The 9766-nt window shown below is 71.5% G+C and carries 12 protein-coding genes and 1 rRNA gene; 4 read left to right on the top strand and 9 right to left on the bottom strand.

Going from position 1 to position 9766, the window contains the following annotated elements; genetic code table 11:
* Positions 1–7: 7 nt before the first annotated feature.
* The 5 genes from HNQ05_RS10910 to HNQ05_RS10930 all read right to left on the bottom strand — a co-directional run bounded on the left by HNQ05_RS10910 (position 8) and on the right by HNQ05_RS10930 (position 4461).
* A complete protein-coding gene (locus HNQ05_RS10910) occupies positions 8–481 on the bottom strand; it encodes a Fur family transcriptional regulator (protein ID WP_183677814.1) in 474 nt (157 codons plus the stop codon).
* 63 nt (positions 482–544) lie between these two features.
* Positions 545–973, bottom strand: coding sequence for a ferritin-like domain-containing protein (locus HNQ05_RS10915; protein WP_147148588.1), 429 nt, complete (start codon positions 971–973; stop codon positions 545–547).
* Between the two features lie 92 nt (positions 974–1065).
* Complete coding sequence (locus tag HNQ05_RS10920; RefSeq protein ID WP_147148565.1) at positions 1066–1245, bottom strand: hypothetical protein; 180 nt, start codon at positions 1243–1245, stop codon at positions 1066–1068.
* Positions 1246–1279: 34 nt separating this feature from the next.
* Complete coding sequence (locus HNQ05_RS10925) at positions 1280–3946, bottom strand: ATP-binding protein (RefSeq protein ID WP_147148566.1); 2667 nt, start codon at positions 3944–3946, stop codon at positions 1280–1282.
* A gap of 56 nt (positions 3947–4002) precedes the next feature.
* The gene (locus HNQ05_RS10930; RefSeq protein WP_147148568.1) at positions 4003–4461 is read right to left on the bottom strand and encodes a hypothetical protein; all 459 of its coding nucleotides are present in this window, start codon (positions 4459–4461) and stop codon (positions 4003–4005) included.
* A 179-nt stretch (positions 4462–4640) separates the two neighbouring features.
* Between HNQ05_RS10930 and HNQ05_RS10935 the strand changes: the two genes are divergently transcribed.
* Positions 4641–4790 carry a branched-chain amino acid ABC transporter substrate-binding protein gene (locus HNQ05_RS10935; protein WP_147148570.1) on the top strand — a complete coding sequence of 50 codons (150 nt, stop codon included), beginning with the start codon at positions 4641–4643 and terminating at the stop codon, positions 4788–4790.
* Positions 4791–4822: 32 nt separating this feature from the next.
* Positions 4823–5338 (top strand): hypothetical protein, encoded by a 516-nt coding sequence (locus HNQ05_RS10940; protein WP_147148572.1) that lies wholly within the window; start codon positions 4823–4825, stop codon positions 5336–5338.
* A 48-nt stretch (positions 5339–5386) separates the two neighbouring features.
* Here HNQ05_RS10940 and HNQ05_RS10945 read toward each other — a convergent pair whose 3' ends face one another.
* From HNQ05_RS10945 to ispE, 3 genes are read right to left on the bottom strand one after another with little or no spacing between them, the layout of a single operon-like run.
* A complete protein-coding gene (locus HNQ05_RS10945; protein WP_147148574.1) occupies positions 5387–6667 on the bottom strand; it encodes an MATE family efflux transporter in 1281 nt (426 codons plus the stop codon).
* Entirely contained in the window at positions 6667–7062 is a 396-nt protein-coding gene (locus tag HNQ05_RS10950) for a hypothetical protein (protein ID WP_147148576.1), read from the bottom strand. The genes HNQ05_RS10945 and HNQ05_RS10950 overlap by 1 nt, the downstream gene beginning before the upstream one ends.
* Positions 7059–7901, bottom strand: a complete 843-nt coding sequence (gene ispE / locus HNQ05_RS10955) for a 4-(cytidine 5'-diphospho)-2-C-methyl-D-erythritol kinase (RefSeq protein WP_371862337.1) — start codon at positions 7899–7901, stop codon at positions 7059–7061. Before ispE ends, HNQ05_RS10950 begins: the two co-directional genes overlap by 4 nt.
* Before the next feature lie 83 nt (positions 7902–7984).
* Here ispE and HNQ05_RS10960 point away from each other — a divergent pair, with 83 nt between their 5' ends.
* A complete protein-coding gene (locus HNQ05_RS10960; RefSeq protein ID WP_147148581.1) occupies positions 7985–8647 on the top strand; it encodes a nitroreductase family protein in 663 nt (220 codons plus the stop codon).
* The gene (locus HNQ05_RS10965) at positions 8625–9014 is read left to right on the top strand and encodes a hypothetical protein (protein ID WP_147148583.1); all 390 of its coding nucleotides are present in this window, start codon (positions 8625–8627) and stop codon (positions 9012–9014) included. The genes HNQ05_RS10960 and HNQ05_RS10965 overlap by 23 nt, the downstream gene beginning before the upstream one ends.
* Before the next feature lie 663 nt (positions 9015–9677).
* Here the strand turns inward: HNQ05_RS10965 and rrf are convergent.
* Positions 9678–9766 (bottom strand): 5S ribosomal RNA (gene rrf, locus HNQ05_RS10970); the annotation flags it as partial.

The following is a 9766-nucleotide window of genomic DNA, read 5'->3' on the forward strand; positions in this document are numbered from 1 at the left end:
GCCGGGCTCACGCGGTGCGTTTTTCTTCGTGGGCCATCTTGGCCCGGCAGGCGGGGCAGACCCCGTGGAACTCGAGGTGCACGTCGCTCACGCTCCAGGCCGCGACCTCGTCTTCCTCTTCTTCGAAGAGCGCCGTGGGGCGCAGCCGCTCGAGCGGCCCCGCGACCCCCACGTCGACCATGCGCCCGCAGATCTTGCAGACCAGGTGGTGGTGGGGCTCGGTGTTGACGTCGTAGCGGGTGTGCCCGTCCGGGCCCACGAAGCGGGAGATCAGGCCCGCCTCGGCCAGCTTGGCCAGGTTCTGGTAGAGGGTCGCGATCGAGAGCGGCTTGCCGCGCTCGCGCAGCGCCTCCAGCATCTCCTCGGGGGTGTAATGTTCGTGGGTTTCGTGCAGGAGCTCGAGGATGCGGCAACGCGCCTCGGTGGCCCGAAGGTGCCTCTGCTCGATGAGTTGGGTCAACTGCTCGCGGTTACAGGCCATAAACACTTCCATTATGACAAAACAGGGGCCCCACAATGGAAGCCCCCTTTCTTTTCACGGCCCTTACTCCGGGAAACCTTCGAGCAGCTTGGCCACCTCTTCCTTGTGGTGGGTCTCGTCCACGATCATGTCGTGCAGCTGCGCCACCAGGGCCAGCTCGCCGGCCTCCTCGGCCTGGGCCATGCGGCGGGTGTAGCGCTCGATCGTCTCGGTTTCGGCGGCGAGCACCGCCTCCAGCATCGCGCGCGGGGTCGTGGCCCCCGCCACCGGGGCCGGCTCGGCCGTGGGCACCCCGCCGAGGGCCGAGATCTTGTCGGCCAGCACCTGGGCGTGCTTCAACTCGTCGGCCGCCTCCGCAAGGAAGAAGTCGCGCAGCGCGGGGCGGAAGGGGCCCGCCACCTCGGCGGCGTAGACCGTGTAGGCGATTACGGCTTGGTACTCGTGGGCCAGGTCCTGGTTGAGTCCGTCGATCAGTTCTTGCTTCGTGGTCATCCTCATCACCTCGAATATAATCATAACGGTTATGCCTATGTTTTGCAACCCCCGGGCCCCCTCGTCCGAGGCCGGCTCTCCCGATCCACCCGTCAGGGGCCGTCCGCGGCCTCCGGGTCGCGCTCCACCGCGCTGCGCCTGCGCAGGTGCTCGACCAGCCGTTCGAGGTTGGGGAAGTAGCGCACGCCCTCCGAGGTTTCCCGAACCTCGATGCGCACGCCCTCCTCGTCGCGCCACAACCTGAGCACGAAGACCTGCACGCGCCGTTCCATACCGCCTCCCGAACCCAGGCTGGCACGCCGGGCGTTACCGCAGCGTTTCAGGTCGCCGTGGGGGCTCGAGCCGCAGGCGCCGCAGGTCGCCGCGCTCGAGGCGGAACCCCCGCCGCTGGGCCTCGGCGGTCAGCTCGCGCACGCGCTCCTCGTCGCCGAGCGCGCGGTAGAGACCCACGGCGGTGTCGAGGGCCATGAAGACGATGGTGCGGAAATCCGCCTTACGCGCCAGCTCCAGCGCCCGCTCGGCGGCCGCGGCGGCTGCGGCGGCGTCGCCCCACCACCAGGCGATCAGCGCCCGGGTGCGCTGCACCGTGGCCAGCCCCGCGAGGTCGTCGGCGGCCCCGAAGTGGGCCTCGGCCCGGGCGCACCAGCCCTCCGCCTCCTCGAGCTCGCCCCCCTTGATGCAGCACAGCGCCAGCGTGGTGAACGGCCAACCCCACATGTACCAGCTCTCGTCGGTGAGCGCGAGGGCGCGGCGGCAGAGGCGGGCCACCTCGGGGTAGGTGTCGGGGTCGCGGAAGAAGAGGGCCTGGGCCAGAGCGTAGGTCGCCATCGCCTCCTGGTCGGGCGTCAACCCGCCCTCCGCGAGCAGCCGCCGGCCCAGCCGCACCGCCCGGTCGAGGTCGAGACGGCGGAAGTTGAGGTCCACCCGACCGACCCGGACGTTCTTGAGGGTGTAGTCGTCGCCGAGCTCGCGCGCCGCCTCCTCGGTCAGGTCGAGCTCGCGTTCCAACCGCGGCCAGTCGCCGGTGGCCACGCCGATGCGGTAGCGGGTGATCAGCGTCTGGGCGATCAGGCGGGCGCGCGCCTTCCCCTGCGAGAGCTCGAAGGCGCGGTGGAACTGCTCGAAGGCCTCCAGGTAGGCGAAGCCTCGGATCGCCCCCGCGGCCGCTTCCAGCCGCAGCGGCACCGCCCGCTCGGGCATCCCCGCCTGCTCGTAGTGGGCCGCCACCAGACCGGGCGCGGCCCGGTCCTTGATCTGCTCGGCCACCTGGGCGTGCAGCGCCCGCACCGTCTCGGGGTCGAGGTCGCGCAGGGTGGCCTCGCGCACCAGGTCGTGGGCGAGCCGGCCGCGGCGGAACAGGCCCTGGTACTCGAGGACGTCGGCCGCCTCGGCCACCTCCAGCGGCGCCAGCCCCATCACCGTGCCCGCGAGCTGCGGGGAGTAGGCCTCGCCCGCCACCGCCGCCAGCCGCAAGAGGCTGCGCGCCCGCGCCGGAACCGCGCCGATGCGCTGCCGCAGCAGTGCGTACAGGCGGTCGCTTAGCGCAGGGCCGGCCCCCTCGGGCGGCTCCCGCCCCCGGGCCCGCCACGACTCGGAGAGCTGCACGATGAAGAAGGGGTTGCCACCGGTGAAGCGGTGCACCGCCCGCACCCAGGCGTCCTCGGGTTTCGCGCCGTCGCCGAACATGCGGGCGACGGCGTCGAGCGGTAGCGGCTCGAGCTCGACGAGCTCCGCCCCCTGCCGCTCCACCAGCGACTGGATCCAGGCCTGCGCCCGGGGGCTGAGGGTGCCGCTGCGGTAGGCCACGGCCAGGGGGCGCATCAGCCCCAGCGAGCGCAGCTGCATCAACAGCTCCAGGCTGCCCTCGTCGAAGAACTGCAGGTCGTCGACCGCCCAGAACCAGTCCACGTCGTCGAAGGGAGCGAGCAGCTCGCCGATCGCGGCCAGGAAGCGCTGCGGCGAGGGTGCCGAGGGCGGCTCGCCCAGCTCGGGCAGCACCCGCGCCAGCTCCTGCCGCGCCCAGTCCGGCAGCGGGTCGCGCTGCTCCAGCACCACCCGCAGGCCGCGCGCCGCCGTGGCCAGCGGAACCGCGTGGTCCTCGGGCCGCCCCCGCAGCAGCAGCGGCCGCCGCCCCAGGGAGCGCGCGAACTCGTGCAGCAGGCGCGTCTTCCCGATCCCCGGCTCGCCCAGCAGGACCACGTGCCGCCCCTCGCGCCAGGCCTGCCCCATGCGCTCGAGCTCGCGCTCGCGGCCGGCCAGCGGGGCGCGCTTCCAGCGGCGCACCTGCACCTTGCCGGTACGCAGCTCCTCGGCCAAGCGGCGCGTCTCCTGCACCGGGGGCAGCTGCAGCTCCCGCTCCAGGAAGGCGGCGTACTCCTCGTAGAACTCCAGCGCCTTGCGCACCTCGCCCAGCTGCGCGTAGAGGCGCATGACGGCCCGGCAGGACGCCTCGCGCAGGGGGTCGCGCTCGAGCACCCGCCGCTGCAGCGCCAGCGCCGCCCGGGGCTCGCGGCCCGCCAGCCGCTCCGCCTGGGCCACCAAGGCGTCGACGTAGCGCTCCTCGAGGCGCTCGCGTACGATCAGCAGCCAGTCCTCGAACGCCGACGGCACGTCGGCGGCCGTGCCCTCGAGCAGGCGGCCGCGGTAAAGCTCCAGCGCCCGGGCGTAGTCGGCCCGCTCGAGGGCCTCTTCGAAGGCCTGCACGTCGGCGGCGGCCCCCAGCGCGAGCTGCGAGCCGCGGCGCACGACCAGCCCCGGGAAGCGCTGCTCGAGCCGGTGCAGCTCCACGCGCAGGTTGCGCATGGCGTGCTCGTTGCCCCAAAGCAACTCGGCCAGCAGGGTGCGCTCGCTGGGACCCTCGACCGCCAGGTAGGCCAGGATCGCGGGCCGCCGGCGCCCCGCCAGCGGCACCCAGCCACCGCCCACGCGCACCTCCGGCGGCCCCAGCAAGCGTACTTCGCCCGGTTGGCTCACCTTGCCTGATTCTACGGACGCGGCCCCGCCCGGGTCAAACGTCCCTTGTTCCGCTTCTAGCGCAGGGAAACGCCCAGGCGGAACCCCAGGTAGGGCCGGGTCGCGAGCGGCGTGAACCAGAAGCGCTGACCCAGCTGCATCTCCGCGAACAGCCCCACGCTCTTCATCGCGGTGAAGTAGGCCTCGAGCCCCAGCATCGCGTGCCCGTTCACCTCGGGGTCGGCCCTGAGCAGGCTAGCCGTCGCCCCCGCCCCCGCGTAGTAGGCAAGGTCGACCGCCTCGCCGCCGTCGGAGTAGAGCGTGCCCGCGGCCAGCACCAGGTCCAGCGAGACGGCCACCGAGTAGCGCGTGGGGTCGGCCCGCCCGGGCGCCAGGCCCACGCTCATGCGCCACCCCTCGGGGGTCACGAACTGGATGCCGAAGACCTCGGGCCGGCCTCCGTACAGCCCCGCGCCGCCAACGGCCCCGGCTCCGCCGGCAACGGCCAGCAACAGCACCCAAACGATACGTCGCATACGGTCTCTTTTCCAATCCAGTGTAAAACGTCCGCATCGCCTTACAGGTGAGATACCCCGCAAAGGTACGCGCCGGTTCGCGGCGGCAGCGGCCGTTCGGCCCGTCGCCATCGGCATCGCGGCTTGTGACGGTGTTGTGACCTTGGCTGTCTACCTTGACGAATGAGGGGGTGAGAACGATGCGTAGTAGGTCGCTGATCTGGCTGGCCCTGGCGATCGTGCTCGCCGCCTGCGGCGGGCCGACGACGAGCAAGGGGTGCCCGCAACCCGCCGAGTTCGACCATCCGAGCTGCGTCTTCGACGACCCCGGCACCGTCTTCGGGCCCTGAACCCGCATGGGCGAACAACGGGGAGGTGAAGCATGAAGCAGCTGAAGTACGTATTTCTCGGAGCCTTCATCGTGCTCCTCGGCCTTTGGGCCGTGGCGCTTACCGTTCCCCACACCTTCCGGGAGGGGGACGTGATCAGCTCAGCCAAGATCAACGAGGACTTCCAAACCCTGGCCGACGCGGTAACCGTGCTGGAAGCCAAGCTCTCGGCGGTACAGGCGGCGCAGAAGGCGCTGCCCTCGAACGCCGGCGTGCTCGCCTACGCTTACGTCGACAACAACGCTCCGGCGAATAACCTCTACTACGCCTTTAACTCCACGGGTGGCAACGTCAGCGTAACCTACGAAGCCACCGGAACGTACCGGGTCACCTTCGAGAACCTCGATCTGAGCCAGGTTAGCCTGATGCTCGCTGTCGTCGACTCGACCAAGCCCCAGATCTGCACCAACAGTCCTATCGCGAGCAGCACCGACACCGTCACGATCAACTGCTTCAACTACGACGGCACCGCAACGGACACGGCCTTCTACATCACCATCGTGCGCTGACGCGGCGCCGCACCGGCCCCCGCGGACCCGGTCCGCGGGGGCCGGCGATCACACCATACGCGCCCGCCAGTACCCCCACGCCAGCGTAAGAGCGCGCACCGCGTTGATCAGGATCATCCCCCACCACACCCCTGCGAGCCCCCAGCCCATGGGCACGACGAGCAGCATCTCCACCGCGCCCGCGCCGGCGGCCAGCAGCATGGCCGCGGCAAGGAAGCGGAAGCGCTCGGCGGCCATGAAGATACCGTCCCAAACGAAGACCAGGGCGTTGAGGGGCTGCGGCGCCCAAAGCAGCACCCAGACGCCCCCCACCGCGGCCAGCACCTCGGCGTCGTCGGTGAAGACGCGCGGGATCCAGGGCCGGCCCAGCGCCAGCAGCGCCGCGATCAGCACGCCCACCGCCAGCCCCCAGGCGAGCAGGCGGTCGGCCACCGCGCGCACCCGCGCCGGGTCCTCGCCACGGTAGCGCGCCACCAGCGCCTGGGCGGCGATGGCCAGCGCGTCCACCGACATGGCGATGAAGAGCCAAACCTGCCAGGCCACCTGGTGCGCCGCCACGGCCACCGTACCCACGCGCGCGGCCACCGCCGCCGCCAGGGTGATCGCCCCCACCAGGCTGAGGGTGCGCACCAGCATCTCGCCGCCCACCTTCAGGAAGGGCCGCAGCGGGGCCGCGCCCGGCCAGGGCCGCACCGCCCCCAGGCGCTTGAGGTTCAGGTAGAACCAGACCGCGCCGGCGCTCTGGGCCAGCACGCTGGCCAGCGCCGCGCCCAAAAGGCCCATGCCCAGCGGAAAGATGAACAGATAGTCGAGCACCACGTTGGCGGCGTTGACCCAGAAGGTGACCCAGAAGGGCGTGCGGGTGTCCTGGAGGCCGCGGTAGATGCCGTGGGCGGCCATCAGCCACAGAATCGCGAGCCCCGCCAGCGCCCGCAGCCGCAGGTAGCCGAGCGCCAGCGGCTGGACCGCGCCCCCTGCGCCCATCAGCCGCACCAGCCAGGGGGCCAGCAGCTCGAGCACCGCCGTGGCCAGCAGCCCCAGCAGCAGCGCCAGCCACAGCGCGTGCCCCGCCTGCTCCATCGCCGCGCCCCTGCCGTCCGCGCCCAGCGAGCGCGCCACCCGCGGGGTGGTGGCGTAGGAGAGGAAGTTGAAGACGACGAAAAAGAGGCTCAAGAGCGCGGTGGTGATCCCCAGCGCCGCCAGCGGCTCGGCCCCCAACCGCCCCACGAAGGCGGTGTCCGTCATGCTCACCAGCGGCTCGACGGCCAGCGCCCCCAGCGCCGGCAGCGCCAGCCGCACGATCTCGCGGTCGAGCTCGCCCAGCCGCATCAGGGACCCTCCACTTCCAGCTCGCGGACCCCCGGGCTCTGGCGCAAAAAGCTCTCTACGGCGTCCGCCAGACGCTCGAAGCTCTCCCGCCAGACGGCCGCGGCCAGCAGGCCGCCGAGACCGCGCCGCGTCTTGAGAAACACCACGAAGCGGCCGGGTTCGCCGCTGACCGCGCCGCACCCCATCCAGAATCGGCGCCCCTCGAAGACGAGCTCCAGCCGCCAGCCCCAGTCTTCGGGAACGGGCCGGTTCACCTTTACCCCGAGGTCCGCCAGCCCGCGGGCCAGAAACTCCGCCAGCCCGCGCCCTCCCAGACCGGGGTTGACCAGCTCCACCTCGTCGGGTGCGGGCGCGAACGCGTCCGACGCGAACGACCAGACGCGCTCGAGGCTCAAGCCCCCTCCCCCGGCGTCAGCGAGGCCGCCCGCACCCAGAACCCCGGGTAGCGCCGCGCCAGCGCGTCCGCGTAGCGCTCGGCCTTCTCCCGGCTTTCCACGGGGGCGAAGAGGGTGCTGCCGCTGCCGCTCATCAACGCGCCCGCGAGCCCGTGCTCCTCGAGCAAGCGCTTCAGGTCGGCGAGCGGCGGGTAGGCGAAGAAGACCGCCCGTTCCAGGTCGTTGCGCCAGGGCGGCGGCGCGCCCCGGCGCAGTGCGTCCAAAATGCCGGCCACGTCCAGGTCGCCGCCGAAGTCGCCCGGCACCAGCGCGGCGTAGGCCGCGGCCGTGGGTACTTCGAAGGGCGGCCTCACCAGAACGAAGTGGGCTTCCAGCGGCTCCAAGAACGTAAGCTCCTCGCCCACGCCCCGCCCCTCGGCCAGGCCGCCGCGCAGCAGAAAGGGCACGTCCGCCCCCAATTCCCGCGCCAGCGCCAGAAGGTCGACTTCCGCAGGATAGATCTTCCTAAGCCCCCGCAGCACCGCCGCGGCGTCGGCCGAGCCCCCGCCCAGGCCCGCCCCCGCGGGCACACGTTTGACGAGCTCGACCGCCACGCCGCCCGGAGCGCCCGCGGCAGCCAGGTAGGCCTCGGCCGCCCGCCAGGCCAGGTTCTCGGGGCCCTGCGGCGCTTCGAACTCGCCGCCCACGGTCAGCGTCACGCCGCGGCTCTCGGGTCGGAGCCGTACCTCGTCGCAAACGTCCACCGTCGCAAAGAGCGTGTGCAGCTCGTGGTACCCGTCCGGCCGGCGGCCGCGCACCGCAAGGCCCAGGTTCAGCTTGGCGCAGGCGCGCTCGAGGATTCCGTCCACGCCTTTCAGTATGTCACCCGCTCGCATGTGACGCCGGTCCACACCGCGCCGGTGGGCTCTGCTTTAATAAGGCCATGCCCGCCCGCTTCCAGCCGCTGGCCTACGCCCCGCCCGAACCCGGAGAAATGCTTCGGCGCGTCCGCGCCTTCTACGAACGGATGCGCACCCGCCGCAGCGTGCGCGACTTCTCCGACCGCCCCGTCCCCCGCGAGGTCATCGAGCTGGCCATCCGCACCGCCGCCAGCGCCCCATCGGGCGCCAACCAGCAGCCCTGGTTCTTCGTCGCCGTATCCGACCCCGCCACCAAGCGCAAGATCCGCCTCGCCGCCGAAGAAGAGGAGCGCAGGTTCTACTCGGGACGCGCTCCCGGGGAATGGCTCGCCGCCCTCGATCACCTGGGCACCGGCCCCGAAAAGCCCTTCCTGGAAACCGCGCCGTGGCTCATCGCCGTCTTCGCCCAGGCCTACGGGGTGGACGAACGGGGGCGGCGCGTCAAGCACTACTACGTGCAGGAATCCGTGGGCATCGCCTCGGGCTTCCTGATCGCGGCCCTCCACTCCGCGGGGCTCGCCACCCTTACCCACACCCCCAGCCCCATGAACTTCCTGCGCGAAATTCTCGGCCGCCCCGCCAACGAACGCCCGGTCATGCTCGTCGTCACCGGCTACCCCGCAGGGGACGCGCAGGTGCCCGTGATCAGCAAGAAGGCCTTCGATGAAACCGCCCGCATCGTCTGAACCCTTCCTGCCCGAGCGCCTCGACCTTGGCATCGGCAGCGTGGACGGCTACCGCGTCTTCTGGGACGACGTCGCGCTCGTCTGGCAGCGCACCAGCGCCGCCGGCGACGCACTTGAGGAGACCCGGCTCCAACCCGACGAGGCCGCCTGGCGCACCTTCTGGCGCGCGCTGGACGAACTGGACGTCTGGAGCTGGGAGTCCTACTACGAACCCGACTACCCCACCTGCGGCGGCACCCAGTGGGCCGTCTGGATCGAGCGCGCCGGCCGCACCCTCAAGGCCTCGGGCCGCGACGCCTGGCCGCCCGGATTCGAGCGCTACCTGGCGGCGGTGCGCGCCCTTGCCGGCGAACGACCGTTCGGGTGAGCGCAAGGCCCCGGCACGGACACCCGCTGCCGCTCGGGGAGCTCGACACCTTACCCTCCCGCTCGCGTCCCGCCCCCGCGTCGACGAACCCGCTCCGCGTCGCCTGCGCATCCCGGCCTTCATGGCGCGGCACGAACAGGTCATGCAACCTGGGAGGTCCGGAACCTCGCCGCGCGCGCCTCGCCTCCCCGCCCTTCCGTACGAGCGGGCCATGTGGCCCGCGGGATCCCGGATCAAGTCCGGGACAGGTCCGGAGTCTTGCCGGGTGCACGTTCGCGGAGCCGTTCGGTTGAAGTTCCACCGGCAACGTCAGCGTATAGGGTCGCTCGTGGACGGCGGCCACGGCAAGATCCCCGATCGCGGCGCTTCGCGCCTCGTCGGGGATGACGAGGAAGGGAGGTGGGGTGTGGGAGGTGGGAGGTGGGGTGTGGGAGGTGGGAGGTGGGGTGTGGGAGGTGGGAGGTGGGGTGTGGGAAGTGGGAGGTGGGGTGTGGGGAGCGGGGGTTGCGGCCGGGACGCGCAAGACGTTGCGTTACGGGGTTTCCACGGGCCACGGCCCACGGGCTCGTGGTTCGTGGGCCGGGTTGGGATTGGGTCCCGGGTTTTGCTTTGGAGGTTGGTTTGAGTTTGGGGGGGGTTGGGTGGAAGGGAAAAGAAAAAAACCCCCCGCACCGCCCTACTTTCCCAGGACCCTGCGGTCCAAGTATCATCGGCGCTGGCGTGTTTCACTTCCGTGTTCGGTATGGGAACGG

The organism is Oceanithermus desulfurans, assembly GCF_014201675.1.
Taxonomy (GTDB): domain Bacteria; phylum Deinococcota; class Deinococci; order Deinococcales; family Marinithermaceae; genus Oceanithermus; species Oceanithermus desulfurans.

Coding starts and splice junctions, on each gene's coding strand:
- HNQ05_RS10910 (WP_183677814.1), bottom strand. CDS start 481: ATGGCCTGTAACCGCGAGCAGTTGACCCAACTCATCGAGCAGAGGCAC.
- HNQ05_RS10960 (WP_147148581.1), top strand. CDS start 7,985: ATGCCCGCCCGCTTCCAGCCGCTGGCCTACGCCCCGCCCGAACCCGGA.
- HNQ05_RS10930 (WP_147148568.1), bottom strand. CDS start 4,461: ATGCGACGTATCGTTTGGGTGCTGTTGCTGGCCGTTGCCGGCGGAGCC.
- HNQ05_RS10915 (WP_147148588.1), bottom strand. CDS start 973: ATGACCACGAAGCAAGAACTGATCGACGGACTCAACCAGGACCTGGCC.
- HNQ05_RS10940 (WP_147148572.1), top strand. CDS start 4,823: ATGAAGCAGCTGAAGTACGTATTTCTCGGAGCCTTCATCGTGCTCCTC.
- HNQ05_RS10920 (WP_147148565.1), bottom strand. CDS start 1,245: ATGGAACGGCGCGTGCAGGTCTTCGTGCTCAGGTTGTGGCGCGACGAG.
- HNQ05_RS10965 (WP_147148583.1), top strand. CDS start 8,625: ATGAAACCGCCCGCATCGTCTGAACCCTTCCTGCCCGAGCGCCTCGAC.
- HNQ05_RS10945 (WP_147148574.1), bottom strand. CDS start 6,667: ATGCGGCTGGGCGAGCTCGACCGCGAGATCGTGCGGCTGGCGCTGCCG.
- HNQ05_RS10935 (WP_147148570.1), top strand. CDS start 4,641: ATGCGTAGTAGGTCGCTGATCTGGCTGGCCCTGGCGATCGTGCTCGCC.